Here is a 21,638-nt window from a genome sequence, read left to right as displayed (position 1 = left end):
TTTTACTTATCGGAGGAAATTATTAATGAAAAAGGGCGTAAAGTTCCTTGGAATATCCGCTGCCGTAACACTATTTTCAATTGCGACTGGGGCACTTGCTACTGCGGTTGTTGATGCGTCATCTAATACTGAACAAAAGCAGGAAGGAAAGACTGATAAGCAAGCTTCAAAGAGATTGGCTAAGGCGGGTTATGTCTTTCGGCTTAATCAAGATGCCAGGATTTCTCTTCATGCTCATAAGGCAGCCACGCTGCCGAAAGAAGAAGTAAAGCAACTGATTAATGACCAAGTATTATTTAAAATTGACCAAGTTAGTTCTTTACGTAATGGCGTTCAAGTTCATTTAGTAGATCAGACAGGCAAGTATCAAGGCTGGGTTAATATTGTGAGCGATCTGTACAATATTAACTCAAAGAAAAAGAACCTGCGACCATTAATTAAAGCCGAGCTTAAGGTAATGGATTATGCTGATATTATGAATATGAAAGCAGCCAAAAAGCAGATGAAAAAAGTGACTAAAATTGCTACCAAGCTAACTGGCACTGATAAGGCAATTGGTCAAACTTCTGTTAAGGAGTTGCAGAAATGGCTAGGTGCAATGGAATATAAAGACATTCCCGCCCTTTTGATCGGTGAATATCCCCGGTATTAACGAAAAATATCTTTAAAATAAATTAGATAAAGCTACTATTCTTATAGATGATCACTTGATAGATAATATTTAAATATATCTTTATACAAAATTTGTATATTTTTTGCCAGCTTAGTGAGATTATAGTATATCTTATTAAGTTGTTATTATTTTAAATAAAAAGATAAAAGATTGTTCCTTATGTGGAACAATCTTTTTTATTATTTATTTATTTTGATATTATTAAGATATTAATTAATATCAAATAAAAATATTAATTAAGTTCAATAAAGGTGCAAATAACATTAATTTGTTAATTGCGGGATTTTTTTAAGGAGTCATTATGAAAAAAAGATTTTTATTTTCAAGTTTAGCTGGAGTAATGTTAGTAGCTGGATCTTCAGGGTTAGTTTTAGCGGACGTTGAGGAAAGCAACGATAATAGTGATTTTGATACTTCAGATTTACTACGTAATAATCATAGTGATAGTACCTGGGATTTTAATTTACCGAGATGGAACCAGGTTGCAAAAACAAACTCAAGATTAAAAACGGATAAAAGTAGAAGTTATGCTAAAGCTACTGCAATTGGAAAGGGAAATATCATTGTTTGGACCGAGAGAGCTAATGGAGGAGATATTAATACTGGATCATATACTTTAAAGCAAGGGCAGAGTGTGAAAATTTATAATAGAGCATATGAAATGTATGGACGCACAAATATTCTATTAGGTGTAAAAACAGCTGGCTATGAAGCTGTCCAAGTTCATTCTAGTGGCAAATGGAGTCCAGATTCAATCTAAACATTTTTTAATAAAGAGAAAAATATCCTGAAACGGATTTTTTCTTTTTTAACTTGGTGAACTTATGTTAATAAAAATGCAAATCAAAAGAATGTGCTTGCGTTGGCAAACGTTATTAGCGGTTTTGATCGGCTTGTTAGTTGTTGTTATTCAAGCTTTAACAATCAATCAGGTTAATGCAACTAGGGGAGTAAATAATGCCTTTTTGCATTTAACCGGTTTTGATTTTAGTGGTTCAGGAACTACCATTTATTACTTGATCTTACCTTTGATGTGTGGTTTGGCGGCTAGTAGTACTTTTCAAGAAGACAAAAGAAATCATCGCTTATCTCAGCTTCTTTCACGAAGAACGCAAAGGCAATATTTGTTCTCAACCACGGCAAGCTCATTTATCGTTGGAGGATTAGTCGGGATTTTGCCTCTTTTAATTGAAGCAGGCTATTTCTTCATTAATTTTCAGGTAACTAATGCTCCTACAGGACGAGACCATCAGATAATCAGTCCTTCTGGATGGGGCTATAATTTCTTTATTCATAACACGTTACTCTTTTGGCTCTGCACAATCCTCATTGCCTTTGTCTTTAGCGGACTATTCAGTTTGATGGGTTTAGTATCGTCATATTTTGAAATACATTCGGGTGTGGAAACAATCATTCCTTTTGTTATTAGTTTTATCACCTTATTGGCAGCAAATTTGACTGGCGAGATTGAAGCATCCCTATATTACGTTTTAACACCAACATACAGTAACAGTTATTCGTATACTCAATGGATTTTATTGGGCTACTTGCTAGTTATTCTATTAGCTGTCTTTGGCTTAACTTGGAGGCAAAGCAAACAAGATGTCTTCAATTAAGCGAACTATCAAAGCAAATAAATTAAGATTATTTGTCATTGTTATTGGCTATATTTTAGCATTAATTTTGCTGTATCATTTCACAGGAATTGAACGTGGGTTAGGCAAAAGGAAAGCAATCTACCAGTTATTGATGCCAAATACTTTTTATTCCGTTACTGCCTTTGCCAATGTTTTGTTAGTAATGACTGTCAGGCCATATCCAATTTACTTTGAAAATATTCGCATAAAGTATCAAAGTGATTGGCCGTTGTTTTTATTTTGGTGGCTTAGTCTATGCAGTCTAACAACTGCATTTATAACTACTTGTGTAGTACAAGCTATACTATTGTTAGATCCCGGAATATCGCAAATTTATTGGCAACCTTTTTTGCTTGTCATACTGGTTGCATTTATTAATCTCTTATTTTTTCAAAGCATAATTTTAGTCTTATTTTACTTTTTAAAGCGAATTAATTATTTTTTTATCAATTGTTTACTGTACTTTTTAGCTGACGTGACGCCTGATTTTATTCATTTTCCATTATTCAACAATTTTATTAATTCCAACTACTTAGTTGGAAATCAGCTATTCAAATTGCTATGCTCATCTATGATTTTAGTGGGAATAATACTAGTTTGTTGGTATCTTAGCTGGACTATTTATGAACGGAGAGAGCGCTTATGAAATGGAGAACATACTTACCCGAGCTCTTTTCTAATAATCGTCTAGGGAAAATTATGGTTATGTGCTTTCAAGTTTTCTCTTGGTGGCAATACTGTACCAACATTAATTTTACTTACCAGAATAATATGTTTACCACCTTTCCGATAACTGGTGCCAATTTTTTAATGGCTAATCTAGCGTGGCTTTTATATTACTTAGGTGGAGAATTTTACTTAATTAATCTTTTGCAAACTAAACTTTTGGCTGCTAATCCGTTAGTGGTTATAAGAAATGAGAAGCGAACCACTATTTTCCAAAATTGTCTGTTGACGGTCGTGCTATTTTCTCTTGTATATAATTTGTTATTTATTAGTTTGATTGTAATTATGACTAAAAATAAGCTTAATTATTGGTTCTTAGTAAAATTATTCAGTACTCTTTGGCTTAGCTTTACGGTTTTTATCTTATTGGCGTTAACTTGTTCTTTAATTGAACGAATTTTAGGATGGATTATTCCATTATTGCTAAGTGTGATTTCATTGGCTTTAAAGAGCAATTATTTAATCATGGTTACTAATAGCGTAACCTGGAGTGTAAATATCAGCAATGCGATCTGGTTCATTGTTTTAATAATTTTGCTAGAGCAAATTAACCAGCGACTTGAAACAAAATAAGGAGTCAAAAATGAGCTATCTTGAATTAACTAATGTTACTAAAAAAATAAATGATGAAACTGTGCTAAATGATATCAATTTAAAAATCGATCAAGGTAAGATAATTGGTTTTGTTGGTACTAATGGTTCTGGTAAAACCATGCTATTTAGAGCAATTCTTGGCTTAATAAAAATCTCTTCGGGGCAGGTTATTCTTAAGGGCCAGGAAGTAGGCTTAAATACCGAGCGACAAGTAAATGTAGGGGCAATCATTGAAACTCCTGGATTTATCAAATCTTACACTGCGCTTAAGAATTTGCAATATCTTGCTTCAATAAAAAACACTGTGGGTAAAGATGAGATAATTGCTGCAATGAAAGTTTTTGATTTGGAAAAAGTTAAAGATAAAAAAGTCAAAAAGTTTTCTTTAGGAATGCGCCAAAAGCTAGCAATTGTTCAAGCATTCATGGAAAAGCAGGAGCTGCTTGTTCTTGATGAGCCAACTAATGGTTTGGATAAAGAATCTGTTCAGATTTTTGAAAACTTGATGAATCAATTACGTGCGCGAGGAGTTACGGTTTTGCTTGCCAGTCATGACGATCGGGTTATTAAGGCAGTTGCTGATGAATATTATCAAATTGATGGTGGCAAAATTGTAAGTGACTAGTAGGAAGTGAGTTTTAGAATATCGTAATTTCGTGATTCCACTTTATATTCATGATAAAAAGCTATATATGAATATATTGATAATAATTAGGAATGGTAGTATGATTAAACTAAAATTATTCAGCCATTTTAAGATTGAATTTGCAATATAATTGATATTCCACTTTTGTAAGCTTAAAAAGTGGAATTTTTATTTATTGATAAGTGATAAAACATTATTATAGTATTGACATACTGGAATTTATTGAGGCTTGATTATGATTGATTCAAAATACGGTAAAAGATTTAAACAGCTACGTTTACAAAAAAATTTCAGTCTCGATAATGCCTCAATTGGCATAACTTCTAAGTCCTCTCTGTATTATTGGGAAAAAGGGCAACGAAACATGCCCTTTGATAAAGTGGTTGCCATGCTTAACCGTATGCGGATACCTTGTGAGGAATTAGACTTTGGCTTAAATGATGAGTATCAATATATGTTTGCAATTACTAATGCTTATTTAAAAAATGACAAGCAAAAGCTCAAACAACTAGCGCTAATTTCTCTTCAGCAATTGCGAGAAAACTCGCAAGATAAAAATGTGCTGTTAAAAGCGGCAATTTCGTGTAATTTTTTAAAGAATTCTACTAACGAATTGCTTTTTTCACCCAAAAATTTAGCTAGTTTAGAAGAATTACTTTCCGAAATTAAGGAATGGAATTATGAAGATGTTTTTAATTTTGGTAACACGTTATCTCTTTTGCCCAATAAGCGGATATTTGGCCTAGCTAAACTTTTAATCCAGGTCTATCTTGAAAATAAGCCTAAAAATTACCTTAAATGGGAACATGCAGCATTAAACACCATTTTTAATGCATCTGTTACTCTGATTATTAGTGATCGGCAGTATGGCAAAAAACTAATCTCTGAGCTTAATTTACTAAAGATTGATGATATCTTTGCTTTTGAAAAAATTCGCTTAATATTTATCTCTGAATTGGTGAATTATCTTGAAACTGAAGATGATAGCGAATTAGTTGCTCATTTTTTTCCAACTATTGAGTATCTGGGCTTTGCCAATTTAAGTACTGAAATGAAGAAAACTTTTGTCAAAGTTAAAAAGCAAGTTGCATAAAACACAAGTGAATGGATAAAAAACATAATCTGCTTAATTATTACTATTTCTCTATTTGACTATTATTTGTTAGTAGGTGTAAAATCTGGTAAAAATTTAATCTAAATTAAAAAGCCCCGAGTAGAGGGCTTTTTTGTTTGTATTAGCTCAATTTGCTGTTCTAGAGCCATTTCAGGCAGACTGCTAACATGTTTAACTCCTAGTTTTATGACATAATAATTAGTTAGGAAAAACTTTTTAATCAATTAGCTTATTGAAATGATTACAAAAAAACACGATTCCTTAAGTTAACGGAATCGTGTAGTAAATTTGTACTGATTTTAATTAATGTCTGATTTTTCAATTTATACTTCAAAGGTAATTCCAAAAGGCTTATTGTCAGTACATAAATGGCCTAAACATTGTTAAAAATTAGATGTTAGCTTGAATTAGCCTAAGAAAATATTGCTAGCTGCGATTGCATGCATAATTAATGCCGGAATCGTAACAACTGAGTCACCAATTAAAATCGTCATTACAAATTTTTTCAATAAGTTCTTTTTCATCTGAGGTCCCTCCATGTACGATAAAATATACGGTAAAAAATTTAAACAATTACGCGAAGAAAAAAGATCTAGTTTAGAAACTACTTCTCGGGGTATTACTTCAAAATCATCACTCTATTATTGGGAAAAGGGAATGGGTGATATGTCGTTTAGTAAAGTTATCAAAATGCTTGAACGGTTGCATATCAGACCGGAGGAGTTCTTAGCAAATAGCCTGAACGCATACTTAGATATCAGTGATATTAGTACTGCTTATCTAGAAAATAATTATGATGTCCTAAGGTCACTTGCTAAAAAATATTTAACAATAAGTCGTAAAAACCCAACAAGTCGGCGTGAGTTAATCCGAGCTGCAATTGCCTGCCATCATCTAATGGCAGCCACAGGTGAGAATCTATTTTCATCCCAAGATTTGGAGAAACTCGAAGAGTTGCTGTCACAAATTGATGAATGGTATTACGAAGACGTTTATAATTTTGGCAATACTTTAAGCTTGCTCCCCAGTAATCGCATATACGGTTTGACCAAGTTACTAATCAAGAAGCTTAGCCAAAACCAGCAAAAAGCCTATGACCAGTGGCAGCATTCTGCATGGAATACATGTTTAAATGCTGTTTTCACTTTGTTTTATCGGAAATTTGCCAAGGTAAAGAAATTAGTTACAGAACTTGATACCATCAATATGGGCTATTCCTTTACGTTTGAAAAAGTTCGTCTTAAATTTGCTCATGAGGTTATGCTTTACATCCAAACGGGTGATGAAACTCGAATGCAACAAGTTTTCTTCCCCTGCTTGGATTATCTCGGTATTGGTCAACTAGCCGCCGACTTAAAAAAGAGTTTTAAGCGAATTAAGAAGATCTACTCCAAAAAAGTAATCTAAACCAGTATTAATGGTACACTTATAGCTAATTCATGCCAAACTTGTTCAACAGAGTGAACGATTTTTTTCTGAAATTTGAAATTTTGATATTCTAGCAATATAAGCTAATCCTACTAGTTAAGACTGTTATTTTTAATTTATGATTAGCGGAATAATAATATTTACGTCTAAAATATCATTTTTTTCTTTCTATCTTTGCTATCAAATTTAATAAATAAATTACTTTATTATTAATTAAATTTTGAAAAAACGATAATTTTGCAGATTATATTTGCTTAATAAGTTACAATTAATTTTAGCACTTAGTAAAAATGCTTTGGAAATTTTAAAACAAAGTAATTTTAAGTTGTCTAACTGATTAGAACGTTAAATACAGTAATTGATGCTAAGACAAGTTATTATTCCAATCATTTTTACTTTTAAAGGAGTCCTAAATGCTAACGATTAATAACTTATCAATTGACTATCAGCAACCAATCTTACTTAATTTTAGCTATCAGTTTCAAGTAGGGCAGTTTTATCAAATCACATCCGAAAATTATACTTGCCAAAGCAGCTTTTTGCGGGCAATAACCAATATTACCCCTTTTGCAAAAGGGGAGGTCTTAATTGATGAACAGCCATACTCTGGAGCAAAAGAGAAAGTATTTTTCTTCGAAAGCTGCGATTGGTTTAATTTAAACTTTAATAGCTTGGATTATTTGAAGTTTGTTAAACATCAGTGGCAATCTCATGCCAATTTGACCGATGAATTAGCTTTTTTAGGGATAAGTGAATATGCCAAAGTACCTATTCACAAATATACGCAGGCAATGAAGCAAAAATTGCTGATTACAATGTATTTTATTAGTGGTGCTACTTATTATTTAATGGATGAAATCACTAATCACCTTGATCAAGAAACTTGTTTGAAGGTCTATGCGCGGCTTGACGAAGAAGTTAGTGAGCAAAATAAGTGTGTGATTGCTACTTCACATCAAGACAGCGGTATCGAGGTTTCGAACTTGCATAAGATGGTCTTTCAAAAGCAAATGATATACGAGGTGGTGAAATGAACTCGTACTTTTCATTTCAATTCAAAAAGATTGTTAAACAGAATCTCAAAACAATCATTATTAGTGTGTTGTTAATTGTACTTTTTGGTTTTCTTGATCTTGATCTAAATTTTCTGACAAATGGCGCCTTGTTTGAAGGACAAAATAATTGCGTCGTCAGTGCTAATCACGTTGTCGTTCATGACTCCAAGCCAACAGCAGAAGCTAAAAATAAGTCTCACCAGGCTAAAACCGAGCCTCAATCAAAAAATGCAGCCAGAGTTTCGACTAAGGATTCCCGGCTAGCTAGGGATGAGCAGGCTAAACACTGGCACCAGGTTTATGAAGTATCGAATAATGATTCTGATGAGCTAAAACTGAGTGAAAACAATTATGAAGAAAAAGATTGGCTTAACCAAACCAAACAATTTCTAGCAAATTTAGGAAAACATCCAATTCCACATGAGGACTTAAGTGACATGACGGGTATTCAGCTTCTACTAGAACTAAATAATAAGTTTTGGCCTGTTTTATTTAATTTAGTAATTATTTTTGTTTTGTCATATCTGTTTACTAGTTCATATAAAGATGGTGATGATATTTCCGCCATTATTCCTATTAGTTCTGGTAAAAAGTTCTTAACTAATATTGGGGTGGGCTTACTGCTCGTCAGTTTGATTTATCTTGGCCTCAATTTAGTAGTATTCTTAGTCTCATCCCTAATATTGGGGATGGGCAATATGAACTATCCTTATATTGTTCACAGAATGACAAATGGGCAAGCTGTGCTGGATGTTGTTCCAGCAGTTAAGCTAATTCCGCAGACGATTATTATTCAATTACTTGAATTTTTACTGATTACTGTTTATGTCAACTTACTGGCACGAATTTTTCGGCATTTATTCCCGACAATGCTGGTGGCGACTTTCCTCGTTGCTGTGGGGAGTTTAGCGACGGTAATTATTGAGCCAATTAGGGCGCTTGCAGCTTGGCTACCTACCACTTACCTTAACTCGCTCAGAGCTATTTCTGGTTCTACAGCTTACGATCTTAATAATATGCGGGTTAATTTTGCTCATGGCTTAGTCACTTTGCTTCTTGGTACTTTAATTCTGTTAGTAGCTACCTTATTTCTTGATCGGTTCCAACAGAAAAAGTCTGAAACAATAATTCATAGTTAATGGGGCAAGTTTATTACTTGCCTAAAAAGCGTTGTAAATTAGCGGCGACTTGCTTTGTCAGCATATTTTTATCAACCTGACGCAAGTCTGCCAGGGCCGTTAGTGTTTGGTCTAAAATAAGAGGGTAGTCTTCGACTTTTACCGGTTTATTTTCCAACCACTCAACCGAACTTAAGCCATCTGTCTCAATTAGCAAGCGATTTAAGGGGACCTTTCTTGCCAGCTTAATTACGTTAGCATCGTCTAAAATAGCTAGGCAGAAGCTGAAATAACAGTTAAGATCGACATATTCCCGCTGGTAATTACTGCAATCGTACCAATGAATTAAATAGCGATTGGGAAATTGCCTGATTGTAGCTAAAATGGTCTTTTCGCATCCCTTAGTGTGTAAAATAACTGGGCGATTGGATGCTTGGGCCCACTCAATTTGTGCGGTGAAAACTTCCTTTTGACAGTCCAAGCTATTTTCTGTCCAAACGGAATCGAGCCCGATTTCACCTACAACGTCAGCTTGCTCAAGATAGGGCAATACCCCTTGCAGGGTTAGTCTGTTAGCATCCCATGGATGTATGCCAAAACTAAGGGGCTCCATGTTCCGGGTCAGTTTTTGGTTAATGTGCCATTCCTCTGGTGTCTGGCAATTAACAATTGTTGTAATCTGTTTTTTGACGAGCAAATTTGCCAGTTCTTGATTATTTTCTAAATGGCAATGAGCATCTGTTAGCATAAAATTAGCTTCTTTCCGTTAATTAAAAGTAGACGGTTAACTAATAATATAGCTGGTCATTAATTATTATGCAATTAATTTTTAGCAAGCAAAAAAGGATTAGTATTTAGTCAATTGCGACTACTAATCCTTTTTCTTTTGCTATTTTTGGGGTTCAGCGATTATTTTTTAGCTTCTAAAACCTGAAAATCATGTTGAATAGGCTCAGTTACCTTAGTGGTGATCGCCGGATCCAGGGTAAACTTTGTCATCGTAGGGCAGTCTTCAGGCTGGACATATAGACTTCTGTTAGTGACGTCGTAACCTGCCCAGTAGCCCGTATAATCACATTTAGCGCTATTTTCTTGTAGATGTTCAATCCCACGGGGAATCATCACCGCTTTAAAGACATTGTATAGCTGGGTAATGCCCTGATCAGAATGAAATGGCGCTAAAAACTTGGAAAGATAGGTTCCGCGTACAAAACGCGATGGCGCAGTATAATCGCCGGGTAAGCCGATTAAGCCGGAACCACTCTCAATTTGCTTAATATATAGCTTTTCAGTCAGTTGTTGGTGGCCCAAATTATGGTTGGTCAACTGTAAATAATTACGCAAATTATCCAGGTGCCACGAATATTCTGGGCTGTTAGTCATGACCCCGATACCATCATAAATCTTAAATACACCTTGTTTTACCGGTTCTAAAATAACGCTATGGCCTTCAGCATCACTAAAAGTATAGTGCATGGGAATTGGGGTAGGGATGCCGGTATCGGCTTCTTCCCAATCAGGATAAGTTGTTTTTTCCTGACCTAAATGAGTGAAAGCCTCTTTTATTTCGGCAATAGAGCCAAAATTACTCAAGACGTAGCTCACGACTTCTTCACCAATAATCGGTTTTAAACCACGTTTTTCAAGGTTTGAAGCCGTGTCCCAGGAAGCTTCTTCCAAGTACTGGGCATCGCCAACAATACCGGCACTGTTAATCCCATCGTTAAAAAAGAGCGAGTTATTAACATTAATGCCCATGAACGCATATTTAGTTGTCCAACTTTGGTGCAACCCTTTTAATTCATATTCTGAGGGATAAGCCGTCATTTTGCTATCAGCACTTGGCTTAAATGGATCAAAGGTAAAATCCATTGTTCTTCCCCAAAATACATCTCCGTTATCTGCCGTCACAGCAATACTCGTACACATTTTATTACCTCCTGCTTAGTTATTTGCATTTTTACGTGCAAGTAAATCTTAGCATATTTTAACGCTAGCTCTGAAAAGAAATTGTGGTTATTAATTACTAAACAGTTAGAAAGTAGGGGGCTTGGCACTTTTATTATAAAAAAGACGGACCTATTCACTTCCGTCTTTAACTAGTCGCAATTTTAAATATTTGCAGCTAAATAATTATACAACATGCCTTCTTTGATCTCGTGGGTATCAATTCCCAGTGCTTCAGCAATCGCATAGGCATATGCCCAGGCCGTTGCTGGACCACGGCTAGTGATAACTTTGTGCTCATTATCTGTCACCGTGATCGTTTCTTTAAAATGTCCAGTTGGGGCATCTTTTTTAGTTTGTTCATCAAAGCCAGGATAGCAAGTATAATCTGCATCATCCAAGACACCATATTTTGCGAGAGCTATGGGAGCGGCACACATTGCTGCATCCCACATGCCGTTTTCGTGCCTTTTAACCATTAGGTCGCGCAATTGTTCGCTAGCCCGTAAGTTTTCAGCACCAGTTTTACCACCCGGAAATGCGACTACATCATAGTCAAGCAGGCGCTCATCTACAACTTGATCACAAGTCAATAGAATATGATGATCACCATTAATTTGTTTACTGGTAAGTCCAACCATATCAGTTTGAACGCCTAGTCGGCGTAAAACATCAACGACACTCAAGCCTTCGACTTCTTCGCAGCCATCGGCAAAAACTACAGCAGCTTTTTTCATTTTTCGCAACCTCACAATCCGTTTTATTGTTTATTATAAACTAGCTTAGTTCAAGGTAAAACAACAAATCACTTAATGTGGTTAAGTGAATAGTAGGATTAGGATGAATTGGCGTTTTAATATTTCTTGGTGCAATCCAAAGAGAAGCTAAACCAGCATTTTCTGCGCCTTGGATGTCATCAGCAAGATCAGTTCCAATGACCAAACAAGTAGCAGGATCAAGATTTTGTTCCTGAACAATTGTCGTTAGAACCTCTTCATTCGGTAACCTTTGCACAAAGTCATCCTGAGTGTAAACAGCTGAAAAGCAGTTGAGCAATTCACTTTCATCCAAGCGCGAGGAGATTGTTTCCCGGTCTTCCTTGGAGCACAGAATTAATTTGATTTGATCATCCATATCACTTAATTCTCCAAGAAATAGCCCAACATCTTTGACTAATTGCTTTTGCTCTTTCATCTTCTGATAAAAGATTTTTCTTGCTGAATACAATTCGTGGCGACAAAAAGTCTGTAAAACTAGTTCAATTCGATCACTGAATGTTAAAAACTTGATTTGGCTGAGCAGTTCAGCATATTGGATCCTTTGTTTTGGTCCAAAACCGCTAGCGACTTCATCTAATGTTTGCCGGAGAGCATTCCTTTCAGCAACTCCTTCATTGAGGATAGCTCCCTCAGGTACAAAGATTAAAGAGTCAAATTTTCCCATATTTAAAAATCCCTTCTTAATTTGATATTAATTGCATTATAATAGATATCAATGCTAAAAAGGAAGTCCTAATTTAAATGTTATCTTTTTTTACCATAATTTTTATCTTCTTTGGCGGAATTGCTGGCGGTTTATTATCATCAGTTGCATCCATGGCGTCACTGGCTTCATATCCCGTGCTGCTTGCGGTTGGGATTCCGCCAGTGTATGCCAACGTCACTAATGACGCTGCCCTAATTTGGACCGGGATTGGTTCGACAATTTCTTCACTCAAAGAACTCAAAGGTCACTGGAAACAAGTTGCCTTTTACGCCATGTTTACCGTTTTGGGGTCAATTTTAGGCTGTTATTTGCTATTGTCCTTTCCCTCCAAAGTATTTGAAAAAGTCGTCCCGTTTTTTATTGCCGGCTCTGGGGTTATGGTCATTGTTTCTGCCAAGCACCATAATTTAGAACCGCACAAACGGCCACTTTGGCAGGAAATTTTTTATATTGCTGCCTTGCTGGCAATGGGCGTATATACGGGCTATTTCGGAGCTGCTGGTGGCGTAATCGTCCTAGTTTTGCTAACATATATCACTAATGAAAAGTTCATTGTGGTAAACGCAATTAAAAATGTGGTGTGTGGTCTAGCTAACTTGGTCGCTTTAATTGTCTTTGCCTTTACTTCGCATATTTATTGGCTGCAGGCAATTCCACTTGCAGTTGGTATGTTTATTGGCGGTTATTTAGGCATGGATATTTTGAAGGTTGTTCCGGCCAAATATGTCCGCGTCTTCATTGCTGCACTGGCTTTCATTCAGGCTGCCTATTTCTTTTATAAGGCATATATGTTATAGTTTATGCACATTATTTAAATGGAAGGAGAATGCAAGTTGGCAACAGAGATTTATTTAGTACGTCATGGCGAAACAATGTTCAACCAATTGGACAAAGTGCAGGGATGGTGTGATTCCCCGTTAACAATTAAGGGTATTAATGACCTGAAGGTAACAGCGCAGGCGCTTAGTCAAGTTCGTTTTGACAATATGTATTCTTCCGATTTAAAACGTGCGATTGATACAGTCCACTTGATGAAGGATGCCAATCAGGTATCAGAAATCGGTAAAATAAAAAAGTTACCCGAGTTTCGGGAGGTTTTCTTCGGTTCTTTTGAAGGCGACGATATTCAAAATACCTGGGAACAGGTTAGTTTAGCCGCCGGAATTGGTCCCGAAAAGGATGTAACCAAGATTATTAACCAAGTTGGAATCTATGAATTCCGGGAAGCAACTAAAAAGGCTGATCCCCGTCATTTAGCTGAAAACAAGGAAGAACTTGATGACCGGATGGTCAGGGCAATTTCGGTTTTGGGCGATTTAACTAGGAACGAACAGCGAGTGTTAATTGTTTCGCACGGTGATTTCATTAAAACCTTAGCAATTAAATATTGGAACCAAAGCGATGGGCTCCATGATATTATTTTCCCTGATAACGGTAGCGTTACTAGGGGCATACTCTATAATAATGGCAAATTCGAAATAATCGATTATAATGTTGCCGCAGAAGATATGTAAGGTCCTACTGTCAAAAGTAGGACTTTTTGTTACACTATTACATGAGGAAAAAAACATATGAAAGATCACACAACTAAGCGTTATGCCTACGTTACGGCACTTAATGTTATTATCACTGCTGCGGAGTTTATCGGTGGCTTTGTTTCCGGGTCACTTTCACTGTTATCTGATGCGGTGCATAATTTAAGTGACGTCGGTGCAATTATCATTTCCTTTGTGGCGCATTTAATTAGTAATCGGGGTAGCAACAAAGAAAAGACCTTTGGCTATGACCGCGCTGAAACGCTCGCTGCTTTTACCAATGGGATCGTTTTACTGCTCATCAGCATTGTTTTATTTATTGAGGCAATCGAACGTTTTTGGAACCCAACGGCAATTAGTGGGCAAATTATGTTGGTTGTGGCCATTATCGGTTTAGTGGCCAATGTGATCTCGATGCTCGTTATGCACCAAGACGGTCAAGAGAATCTTAATGTCCGCTCCACCTTTATTCACATGATGAGTGATGCTTTATCTAGTGTTGCGGTCGTTGTCGGTGCAATTTTTATTTACTTTTGGCACATTACATGGATTGACCCATTAATGACTTTACTGGTTTCCCTCTTTATTTTTCATGAGGCTTGGGAATTAACTATGAAGGCCGCTAACGTCTTGATGGAATCTAATCCTGACATTAATCTTGACCAAGTTAATAAGATTGTCCTGTCTTTTCCCGAAATCAAGAATATTCATCACGTTCATTTGTGGCGTTATAGCGACCGTTACGTTATGCTGGATGCTCACGTAAATGTTGCTCCTGATTTAACGGCTAGGCAGATTGAACAGATTAACCAGCAGATTAGTCGAAAATTGCAGATTTTGGGCATTAATCACACCAACTTTCAGGTTGAATGTGAGCGTGGGCGTAACAACAAGATGATTGTTTCGGATCGCAATCAAGAAGAGGAAGAATAACAAATGAAGTTTGAAGTGAGTTTATTTACCGCGATTATTGTTTTAATCGTTGGGTTATATGATATGGCTTATGCCTTTAATCGCCGGTATAAAAATAATGGCCGTAGTTTTGGCCCCTTTATGATTTTAGGCATTATCTTTACGGTTTTTGGTATTTTTTTATTAATTAGACATTGGATGGGCTAAAATGGTCAAATTGGTGCTTCTTAGACACGGTGAAAGTACCGCTAATTTTGCTAATGTTTATACGGGCTGGAATGATGTTGCATTAACGGCCAAGGGGCGGATTCAGGCTCAGACGGCGGGAGAATTACTTAAGCAGGTTCCCGACTTTTACCCCACCCACATTCACACCTCGGTTTTGCAACGAGCAATTATTACCGCTAATATTGTGGCGGAAACTTGTCATTTTTTATATTTGCCAATTACCAAGACTTGGCGGTTAAACGAACGGCATTATGGTAAATTGCGGGGGATCAATAAAGATCTTTCCCGGGCAATCTTTGGCGAAGAACAAGTGCGAAGATGGCGCCGCGGGTTTTATGAAGTTCCGCCAGCAGGTGATGAGGTGACAGCGGCTTGCTATGATCAATGTGATCGGAAACGGTTGCCGCGGGCTGAGAGCCTTTACCAGACGCAAAAGCGGCTAATGCCTTATTATCATGATCAAGTTGCAAGCCGGTTGTTAAAGGGTGAGGATCAATTAATTGTTGCTCACGGATCAAGCTTGCGGGCATTAATCAAAAAACTTGAACATATTGACAATCATGACATTCTTAAGCTTGAAGTACCCAATGCACAGCCAATTATTTACACCTTTGATGAGCATTTACAAATCACGAAAAAAGAAATTTTGCGCTAAAATTTCCACGCATTTTTAGTTAGATGTGAGGAATCTTCTAGATGTATGTTAAAATTTATTACGATACTAAATAGAGTTTTTACATTCTTAGTTTGGAGAATAGGTATGCGTAAAATATTTTTATTACGAGGCGCACCCGGCTCCGGAAAATCTTCATTTATTGCTCGTCATCACTTGCAGCCCTATGCGATTAGCCGTGATCAAATAAGGCTATTATTGGCGAATTTAACTTACTATTATGAAGAAGATACCGATTGCTTACATCAAGTAATTCCGCGATATGCAAATGAACAAACGGAAAAAGTGGTGGACTACCTCGTAGAAGAGAAGATGAAACGTGGCGAAACAGTAATTGTCGATAGTACCCACATCGTTGAAGAAAGCATTGAGCATTATAAGCCGTGGGTTGAGTGCTATCGCTATGAATTGTTTATCGTTGATTTGATGTATCATAAGAACTTGCGCAATTTGTTGAACCGCAATGAAATTCGCAGGCAATATGATTGGGTTAAGCCTGAAGTGGTCAGGCAAATGTATATTAATTATCAGGAAAATTTGGCGGTTCCGGAATGGGCACACGTTATTAGTCCTAACCAGTTGGGAAAAGCATTGTCACAGCGTGAAAGTAATTTAGATCATTTTGCTCACGTTGTTGCAGTTCCTGACCAGGTAGCGGAAGAAGATTTTCCCCATGTTCACATTTCAAATTTTTATTTTTCGTTTAATGACCGCTTTACTGAAATGTATGGTACTTATCGAAATGTGGTTACGATTGGTAAGACAAAAGAAGAAATTATTAATGACTTTCGGTTACCGTATTTTGTTTTTAAATTTCATCACAAGCATTTCTTAATTTCTGCTTGTCCAATCAGGAACGAAATGCTTGATCCAATAAAAAAGGTAAAGGGTGTGTGGACATATTCGACCGGCTTAGTGAATCTGGCCGATTTTATGGAAATATTTCCGCAAAGTAAACCGCAGCATGTTCACCAGTTTAATTTGACCAAACTGCAGCCCGACCGGCTGTTACATATTTGGTAAAAACAAGAAGAAACGATTTTGCAACTTACAGCAAAGTCGTTTTTTTATTTGGTATTTGAGTGGTGAATAAATGAAAATGTTGTGCTAATTAATTCACTTGTTGAGCTCAACGGAAAACCGTATAATTAGAATGTAAAAATGATAACGCTTTATTATTTGGCGAAGGCGGTAGCAATGAAACTTGAAGAATTAAAACAAGATTTTGCCAATATTTATCATGACCAACCCTCAGGCTGCTATTTTTCTCCTGGGCGCATTAATTTGATTGGCGAGCATACTGATTACAATGGCGGTCATGTTTTTCCGTGTGCGATTTCGTTAGGCATCTATGGCGCAGTTAGTCCGCGAACAGATCAACAGTTTAACTTTTATTCGGCTAATTTTGCTAAAACCGGTATTGTAACGGTCGATTTGGCACAGCTAAAATACGTCAAAAAAGATTCCTGGGTTAATTATGCCAAGGGGATGATGCATTATTTGCTTAAAAGTGGTGCACACTTTGATCACGGATTAAACATTTACATTAGTGGCAACATCCCTGATGGTGCCGGTCTTTCTTCGTCGGCAGCGCTGGAAATGTTAATTGGTCTCATAATGAAGGATCAGTTTAATTTAACCATTGACCGGTTAGAACTGGTCAAGCTTGGGGTAAAAACCGAAAATAATTTTATCGGGGTTAATTCAGGTATCATGGATCAGTTTGCCGTGGCAATGGGCCAGCGTGATCAGGCTATCTTGCTTGATACTGGTAAATTGCATTATAAAATGGTGCCCTTAAAGTTAAATAACAATTTAATCGTTATCATGAATACTAACAAGAGGCGGGAATTGTCGGATTCCAAATATAATGAGCGGCGTAAGGAAAGTGAAGAAGGATTAAAAATACTCCAAACAGAGCTTAATATCAGAGCCTTGGGGGAACTTACCGGTCATTTACTTGATGAATACGGTTATTTGCTACCTAATGAAATGCTGTTAAAGCGGTGCCGACATGCTGTATGGGAAAATCAGCGGACACTGGCAGCAGAAAAGGCTTTGCAAAAAGGCAATTTAGCTCAATTCGGCCGGTTAATGAATGCTTCGCATCTTTCACTCGAATATGATTACGAAGTTACTGGCAAGGAACTGGATACGCTGGTTCACACTGCCTGGAAGCAGCCTGGCGTGTTAGGTGCGCGTATGACGGGAGCTGGTTTTGGTGGTTGTGCGATTGCACTCGTAGCTAAGGAGCAAGTGACAGCCTTTCAGGAAAATGTGGCAGCGGTCTACCAACACCAAATTGGTTATGCACCATCATTTTATTTAGCTGCCACCTCTGATGGCACCAAGATTTTACATGAATAGGATAAAAAATGGCTGAACAAAAGCTAGTTGAAGCATTTATTACGCAGGTAATTGCCAATAGCGATTATACTGACTTAGATCGAATATATTTGCGGAATCAAATTTTAAGTATGGTGGGCGATTCTGCTGTCAGCGCGGTAACTAGCAAACGTGACTTGCTCGATTTAAAAGATGAATTAGTTCAAATTGCACAGGCAAATGGTAATTGTAAAGGCGATAGCGCTGAACGGGCAATTATTGGCGCCGATCTAATGGCTTTGCTTACACCACGACCTAGCGTCGTTAACAAGCGCTTCTGGCAGACTTACCAAAAATCTGCCAGTAAAGCCATTAACAATTTTTACGAACTGAGCAAACGCTGCGACTATATTAAGACGCGAGCAATTGCTAAAAATAGCTATTTTGTTACGCCCAGTAAGTATGGCAAGTTAGAGATTACCATTAATTTGGCCAAGCCTGAAAAGGATCCGAAGAAGATTGCGCAAGCGGCTAAAACACAATCAACTGGGTACCCGTTATGTCAATTATGTCTGGAAAATGAGGGTTATGAGGGCCGTGCGGATTATCCGGCGCGCAGAAATCACCGCGTTATTCGCTTTAAGCTTAATGATGAATTATGGGGCTTCCAGTATTCACCGTATGCATATTTTAACGAACACTGTATTTTTCTTTCAGCCAAACATGAACCGATGACAATTGCGCGATCAACTTTTAATAACTTATTGACAATTGTTGATCAGTTTCCCGGATATTTTGTCGGGAGCAATGCCGATTTGCCGATTGTGGGCGGTTCGATATTGTCACATGAGCATTATCAAGGCGGCAAGCACCGTTTTCCTATGGATGAGGCTCCAATTACGACTAAATTGCAGTTTGCTGGCTTTCCTACCGTCAAAGCTGGACTAGTTAAGTGGCCCATGTCGGTGATTCGATTGCGCGGCATAGACAAGGAAGCACTGGTTTCTTTAGCTGCCAAAATTCTTACTGCTTGGCGAACATATTCGGATGAAACAGTTAATGTGCGTGCCGTCAGTGCCGGCGAAAAGCACCACACTATTACCCCGATTGCGCGTAAAGAGGGCAGTGATTATGTCCTTGACCTCGTTTTACGTGATAACCAAACTTCAGCCGCTTTTCCGGCTGGGATTTTTCATCCGCATCCCGATGTGCAGCACATCAAAAAAGAAAATATTGGTTTAATTGAAGTATTAGGACTAGCGATTTTGCCACCGCGCCTAGTACCAGAGATGAACGAGGTTAAGAAATATCTTTTAGGTCAGCCTAATGCTATTAAGCAGATTCACCTGCAGTGGGCCCAAGAAATTAAAGAACGGCAGCCAATTCAGGCTGCTAACGTAAACCAGATATTGCAAGATGAATTAGGCCAAGTTTTTGCTCGCGTTTTAGAAGATGCAGGTGTTTTTAAGCAAACACCTGCTGGGCAGGCCGCATTTATGCGTTTTGTTAATGAGGTTGGCTTAGCATGAATTAAGCTTTTTACGGTAAATAAAAAATGCGTTACTAATTGCAGTAACGCATTTTTTTAACCAATTATTTTACTTAAAAGCTAAAGCACCCATTGGGTCCCAAGGAAGAAGTTGAATTGGGTTCTTAGCACCATCGTCAAATTCTTTCTTCATGTCATCTGGCAAGAATTTCTTGTTGATAACAGCTTGGTAAACGAAGGAGTCAAACCATGAGTCGCTCATAACGAAGTAACCCTTAAATCCTGGCTTTTCACCCCATGAATTTTCGATTTTCCACTTAGTTGGCTTGTCGTCAACCAAGTCGACACCCGTAATGACCATAGCATGATCCATCATGCTTTCAGTAGAATCAAGTCTTTCGGCCTTAGTCATTGAGAAATCAACGTCGAACAATTCATCGCGCTTGTAAATGTTAGTGTCGAGTAAACCGAGTTGTCTTTCGGAATCCTTACCAACATTTGAACCAAACCAAACAACTTCACCAGCTTTTAATTGCTTGATGATTAGGTCTTTCATTTCGTTAATGGTTAAGTTAAGGTGACGAACTTGTCTGCCGCCAACAACATTGCCCAGGTATTCAACAGAAAAGACCTTGTGGTATGGCTTATCGTCTGTAGGTGAGTTGATAATTGAAACGTAGTCTTCCAGGTTCATGCCAACGTATTTATCAAAGAATTCTTTTGGTGTAATTCCAGCTTCACGGTGGTAGTTGCCATCGTCATCTTTGTATTCAAAGTCAAATTTCTTTGGTGGAACGCCAAGTGAAATTGCTAAGATCCGGAAAACATCGTTTAAGAATTCGTTCTTGCGTGCTTCAACTTCATCTTCGGACTTGCCACTGTTAACTAAATCGCGCAGTTCTAACCCATCTTTACGCAATAAAGTGTTTAAAGTGTCATTCAAAGCGCTAGAGTTTGTTGCGTTAGCAGTTTCTGGATAAACAGATTTTGGCACAATTCCATATTTTTCAATTAAACCGCATAGCATGTCCCATTGACCACCATCTTGTTGTGGGGTAGTGAACAAAAAGCTAACTTTACGGTCACCAAGTGGCTTATCAGCTGAAGCAATCACATTTTCAAAGAACCAGTTGGATTTTTCGAACTTATCCCAGAAGTTGGTGTAGTTCTGCGATAATTCAAAGTCCTTAACTTTATATTCCTTTTGTAATGGGTGGCGCATGGTGTTCAAGGCAGAGAACATCCAGCAACGACCGGATTGCTTTTGATCAGCTGGCTTACCAGTTTCAATTTCTACAGAAAAAGTTGGGTTTAAATCAATCTTTGATTGCAGGTTTTGACTTGCCTTGTAGATGCCGTTTTCTTGGGCAGCATGACTGGCAATATTAAAACTAGGATGCTTAGCCAAATCAGCGGTGTAATTGGCAATAGCGTCATTGGTAATTTCTTTAGTCATTATATATTCCTCCTTAAGTTAATAACTACCATTTTAGCTTAACTAAGTAGAGTAGTCTAATTAAGATTAGTAAAAAGTGCACAGTTTTGGCTTGTTCAACTTAATTTTTCTTGCATTAATTAATTAGCACAAGGCCGGTGATACCAAATTTGGTCAAATGCGGGATGCTCAGCAAAATATGCGATGATTAAAGGATCAAGTGGCCAGATTTTCAAGTTGGATTCTTGGGCAACAAGCATTACGATGCGCATTTCTTGATTTAAGACTTCAGCTTTATTTGCACTAGGATTGATAAAAAAGTGGTTCATTAACCAGACTTTGCCATCTTTGCGCTTGATTTTGTCCATCGTCCAGCGACATACCATAACGCCGTTATCATCATCGGTTTGAAAGAATTGGTGCGGGTTATTAACATTAAACATAAATTTTCCTTTTAAAAAAACAACCATATTTTTTTTGCGTATCTTATTATAGAATATCTGCATTAAAATAAAGCAAAAAGTTTAGGTGGACAGCCTCAACTAGGTAGGTAAAGAGTAACTAACGGATTGTTTAAAATAGCTAGGTACCACTTTTTAAAAAATAAGTTAATAAATT

At 37.2% G+C, this 21,638-nt stretch carries 23 protein-coding genes; 17 read left to right on the top strand and 6 right to left on the bottom strand.

Annotated elements, in window-relative coordinates; all coding sequences use genetic code 11:
• Window positions 1–25 precede the first annotated feature (25 nt).
• The 9 genes from GYM71_RS07620 to GYM71_RS07580 all read left to right on the top strand — a co-directional run bounded on the left by GYM71_RS07620 (window position 26) and on the right by GYM71_RS07580 (window position 9,012).
• A complete protein-coding gene (locus GYM71_RS07620; RefSeq protein ID WP_220220026.1) occupies window positions 26–652 on the top strand; it encodes a hypothetical protein in 627 nt (208 codons plus the stop codon).
• Between the two features lie 322 nt (window positions 653–974).
• A complete protein-coding gene (locus GYM71_RS07615; protein ID WP_220220025.1) occupies window positions 975–1,433 on the top strand; it encodes a hypothetical protein in 459 nt (152 codons plus the stop codon).
• Window positions 1,434–1,497: 64 nt separating this feature from the next.
• Window positions 1,498–2,289, top strand: coding sequence for a hypothetical protein (locus tag GYM71_RS07610; protein ID WP_220220024.1), 792 nt, complete (start codon window positions 1,498–1,500; stop codon window positions 2,287–2,289).
• Between the two features lie 663 nt (window positions 2,290–2,952).
• Window positions 2,953–3,609 carry a hypothetical protein gene (locus GYM71_RS07605; RefSeq protein ID WP_220220023.1) on the top strand — a complete coding sequence of 219 codons (657 nt, stop codon included), beginning with the start codon at window positions 2,953–2,955 and terminating at the stop codon, window positions 3,607–3,609.
• A 10-nt stretch (window positions 3,610–3,619) separates the two neighbouring features.
• Window positions 3,620–4,255, top strand: coding sequence for an ABC transporter ATP-binding protein (locus GYM71_RS07600; protein WP_220220022.1), 636 nt, complete (start codon window positions 3,620–3,622; stop codon window positions 4,253–4,255).
• A gap of 256 nt (window positions 4,256–4,511) precedes the next feature.
• Complete coding sequence (locus tag GYM71_RS07595) at window positions 4,512–5,369, top strand: Rgg/GadR/MutR family transcriptional regulator (protein ID WP_220220021.1); 858 nt, start codon at window positions 4,512–4,514, stop codon at window positions 5,367–5,369.
• A gap of 558 nt (window positions 5,370–5,927) precedes the next feature.
• A complete protein-coding gene (locus tag GYM71_RS07590; protein ID WP_220220020.1) occupies window positions 5,928–6,797 on the top strand; it encodes a helix-turn-helix domain-containing protein in 870 nt (289 codons plus the stop codon).
• A gap of 434 nt (window positions 6,798–7,231) precedes the next feature.
• Window positions 7,232–7,852 carry an ATP-binding cassette domain-containing protein gene (locus GYM71_RS07585; RefSeq protein ID WP_220220019.1) on the top strand — a complete coding sequence of 207 codons (621 nt, stop codon included), beginning with the start codon at window positions 7,232–7,234 and terminating at the stop codon, window positions 7,850–7,852.
• A complete protein-coding gene (locus tag GYM71_RS07580; protein WP_220220018.1) occupies window positions 7,849–9,012 on the top strand; it encodes a hypothetical protein in 1,164 nt (387 codons plus the stop codon). The genes GYM71_RS07585 and GYM71_RS07580 overlap by 4 nt, the downstream gene beginning before the upstream one ends.
• 13 nt (window positions 9,013–9,025) lie before the next feature.
• Here GYM71_RS07580 and GYM71_RS07575 read toward each other — a convergent pair whose 3' ends face one another.
• The 4 genes from GYM71_RS07575 to GYM71_RS07560 form a co-directional block, all read right to left on the bottom strand.
• Window positions 9,026–9,739, bottom strand: a complete 714-nt coding sequence (locus GYM71_RS07575; protein ID WP_220220017.1) for a TatD family hydrolase — start codon at window positions 9,737–9,739, stop codon at window positions 9,026–9,028.
• A 161-nt stretch (window positions 9,740–9,900) separates the two neighbouring features.
• Complete coding sequence (locus GYM71_RS07570; RefSeq protein WP_220220016.1) at window positions 9,901–10,920, bottom strand: linear amide C-N hydrolase; 1,020 nt, start codon at window positions 10,918–10,920, stop codon at window positions 9,901–9,903.
• A gap of 182 nt (window positions 10,921–11,102) precedes the next feature.
• A complete protein-coding gene (locus GYM71_RS07565; protein WP_220220015.1) occupies window positions 11,103–11,675 on the bottom strand; it encodes a DJ-1 family glyoxalase III in 573 nt (190 codons plus the stop codon).
• 40 nt (window positions 11,676–11,715) lie between these two features.
• Window positions 11,716–12,381, bottom strand: a complete 666-nt coding sequence (locus GYM71_RS07560) for an HAD family hydrolase (protein WP_103752428.1) — start codon at window positions 12,379–12,381, stop codon at window positions 11,716–11,718.
• Between the two features lie 77 nt (window positions 12,382–12,458).
• Here GYM71_RS07560 and GYM71_RS07555 point away from each other — a divergent pair, with 77 nt between their 5' ends.
• The 8 genes from GYM71_RS07555 (at window position 12,459) to galT (ending at window position 19,625) form a co-directional block, all read left to right on the top strand.
• Window positions 12,459–13,220: a sulfite exporter TauE/SafE family protein gene (locus tag GYM71_RS07555; RefSeq protein ID WP_103752429.1), complete on the top strand. Its 762-nt coding sequence runs from the start codon at window positions 12,459–12,461 to the stop codon at window positions 13,218–13,220.
• 36 nt (window positions 13,221–13,256) lie between these two features.
• Entirely contained in the window at window positions 13,257–13,937 is a 681-nt protein-coding gene (locus GYM71_RS07550) for a histidine phosphatase family protein (protein ID WP_103752430.1), read from the top strand.
• Between the two features lie 57 nt (window positions 13,938–13,994).
• Window positions 13,995–14,891: a cation diffusion facilitator family transporter gene (locus GYM71_RS07545; RefSeq protein ID WP_220220014.1), complete on the top strand. Its 897-nt coding sequence runs from the start codon at window positions 13,995–13,997 to the stop codon at window positions 14,889–14,891.
• A 3-nt stretch (window positions 14,892–14,894) separates the two neighbouring features.
• Window positions 14,895–15,077 carry a DUF308 domain-containing protein gene (locus tag GYM71_RS07540; RefSeq protein WP_103752432.1) on the top strand — a complete coding sequence of 61 codons (183 nt, stop codon included), beginning with the start codon at window positions 14,895–14,897 and terminating at the stop codon, window positions 15,075–15,077.
• Between the two features lies 1 nt (window position 15,078).
• The gene (locus GYM71_RS07535) at window positions 15,079–15,753 is read left to right on the top strand and encodes a 2,3-bisphosphoglycerate-dependent phosphoglycerate mutase (RefSeq protein WP_220220013.1); all 675 of its coding nucleotides are present in this window, start codon (window positions 15,079–15,081) and stop codon (window positions 15,751–15,753) included.
• Between the two features lie 105 nt (window positions 15,754–15,858).
• Window positions 15,859–16,794, top strand: a complete 936-nt coding sequence (locus tag GYM71_RS07530; RefSeq protein WP_220220012.1) for an AAA family ATPase — start codon at window positions 15,859–15,861, stop codon at window positions 16,792–16,794.
• Between the two features lie 174 nt (window positions 16,795–16,968).
• The gene (locus GYM71_RS07525) at window positions 16,969–18,138 is read left to right on the top strand and encodes a galactokinase (protein WP_220220011.1); all 1,170 of its coding nucleotides are present in this window, start codon (window positions 16,969–16,971) and stop codon (window positions 18,136–18,138) included.
• 8 nt (window positions 18,139–18,146) lie between these two features.
• Entirely contained in the window at window positions 18,147–19,625 is a 1,479-nt protein-coding gene (gene galT, locus GYM71_RS07520) for a UDP-glucose--hexose-1-phosphate uridylyltransferase (protein ID WP_220220010.1), read from the top strand.
• A gap of 69 nt (window positions 19,626–19,694) precedes the next feature.
• On the opposite strand, the gene pepC is transcribed toward galT, so the two are convergent.
• Together pepC and GYM71_RS07510 are read right to left on the bottom strand one after the other, a co-directional pair.
• Window positions 19,695–21,041: an aminopeptidase C gene (gene pepC / locus GYM71_RS07515; RefSeq protein ID WP_220220009.1), complete on the bottom strand. Its 1,347-nt coding sequence runs from the start codon at window positions 21,039–21,041 to the stop codon at window positions 19,695–19,697.
• A gap of 119 nt (window positions 21,042–21,160) precedes the next feature.
• Window positions 21,161–21,463: a hypothetical protein gene (locus tag GYM71_RS07510; protein WP_220220008.1), complete on the bottom strand. Its 303-nt coding sequence runs from the start codon at window positions 21,461–21,463 to the stop codon at window positions 21,161–21,163.
• Window positions 21,464–21,638: the final 175 nt, after the last annotated feature.

It is taken from the genome of Lactobacillus panisapium (genome assembly GCF_019469265.1).
In the GTDB taxonomy this organism is placed as follows: Bacteria; Bacillota; Bacilli; order Lactobacillales; family Lactobacillaceae; genus Lactobacillus; species Lactobacillus panisapium.
The sequence above is the reverse complement of the archived record's forward strand: the minus strand, read 5'-3'. Positions and strand labels throughout refer to the sequence as shown.

Excerpts from the sequence above, each read along its gene's own strand:
- GYM71_RS07620 (WP_220220026.1), top strand. The coding sequence starts at position 26 with ATGAAAAAGGGCGTAAAGTTCCTTGGAATATCCGCTGCCGTAACACTA.
- GYM71_RS07615 (WP_220220025.1), top strand. The coding sequence starts at position 975 with ATGAAAAAAAGATTTTTATTTTCAAGTTTAGCTGGAGTAATGTTAGTA.
- GYM71_RS07610 (WP_220220024.1), top strand. The coding sequence starts at position 1,498 with ATGTTAATAAAAATGCAAATCAAAAGAATGTGCTTGCGTTGGCAAACG.
- GYM71_RS07605 (WP_220220023.1), top strand. The coding sequence starts at position 2,953 with ATGAAATGGAGAACATACTTACCCGAGCTCTTTTCTAATAATCGTCTA.
- GYM71_RS07600 (WP_220220022.1), top strand. The coding sequence starts at position 3,620 with ATGAGCTATCTTGAATTAACTAATGTTACTAAAAAAATAAATGATGAA.
- GYM71_RS07595 (WP_220220021.1), top strand. The coding sequence starts at position 4,512 with ATGATTGATTCAAAATACGGTAAAAGATTTAAACAGCTACGTTTACAA.
- GYM71_RS07590 (WP_220220020.1), top strand. The coding sequence starts at position 5,928 with ATGTACGATAAAATATACGGTAAAAAATTTAAACAATTACGCGAAGAA.
- GYM71_RS07585 (WP_220220019.1), top strand. The coding sequence starts at position 7,232 with ATGCTAACGATTAATAACTTATCAATTGACTATCAGCAACCAATCTTA.
- GYM71_RS07580 (WP_220220018.1), top strand. The coding sequence starts at position 7,849 with ATGAACTCGTACTTTTCATTTCAATTCAAAAAGATTGTTAAACAGAAT.
- GYM71_RS07575 (WP_220220017.1), bottom strand. The coding sequence starts at position 9,739 with ATGCTAACAGATGCTCATTGCCATTTAGAAAATAATCAAGAACTGGCA.
- GYM71_RS07570 (WP_220220016.1), bottom strand. The coding sequence starts at position 10,920 with ATGTGTACGAGTATTGCTGTGACGGCAGATAACGGAGATGTATTTTGG.
- GYM71_RS07565 (WP_220220015.1), bottom strand. The coding sequence starts at position 11,675 with ATGAAAAAAGCTGCTGTAGTTTTTGCCGATGGCTGCGAAGAAGTCGAA.
- GYM71_RS07560 (WP_103752428.1), bottom strand. The coding sequence starts at position 12,381 with ATGGGAAAATTTGACTCTTTAATCTTTGTACCTGAGGGAGCTATCCTC.
- GYM71_RS07555 (WP_103752429.1), top strand. The coding sequence starts at position 12,459 with ATGTTATCTTTTTTTACCATAATTTTTATCTTCTTTGGCGGAATTGCT.
- GYM71_RS07545 (WP_220220014.1), top strand. The coding sequence starts at position 13,995 with ATGAAAGATCACACAACTAAGCGTTATGCCTACGTTACGGCACTTAAT.
- GYM71_RS07540 (WP_103752432.1), top strand. The coding sequence starts at position 14,895 with ATGAAGTTTGAAGTGAGTTTATTTACCGCGATTATTGTTTTAATCGTT.
- GYM71_RS07535 (WP_220220013.1), top strand. The coding sequence starts at position 15,079 with ATGGTCAAATTGGTGCTTCTTAGACACGGTGAAAGTACCGCTAATTTT.
- GYM71_RS07530 (WP_220220012.1), top strand. The coding sequence starts at position 15,859 with ATGCGTAAAATATTTTTATTACGAGGCGCACCCGGCTCCGGAAAATCT.
- GYM71_RS07525 (WP_220220011.1), top strand. The coding sequence starts at position 16,969 with ATGAAACTTGAAGAATTAAAACAAGATTTTGCCAATATTTATCATGAC.
- galT (WP_220220010.1), top strand. The coding sequence starts at position 18,147 with ATGGCTGAACAAAAGCTAGTTGAAGCATTTATTACGCAGGTAATTGCC.
- pepC (WP_220220009.1), bottom strand. The coding sequence starts at position 21,041 with ATGACTAAAGAAATTACCAATGACGCTATTGCCAATTACACCGCTGAT.
- GYM71_RS07510 (WP_220220008.1), bottom strand. The coding sequence starts at position 21,463 with ATGTTTAATGTTAATAACCCGCACCAATTCTTTCAAACCGATGATGAT.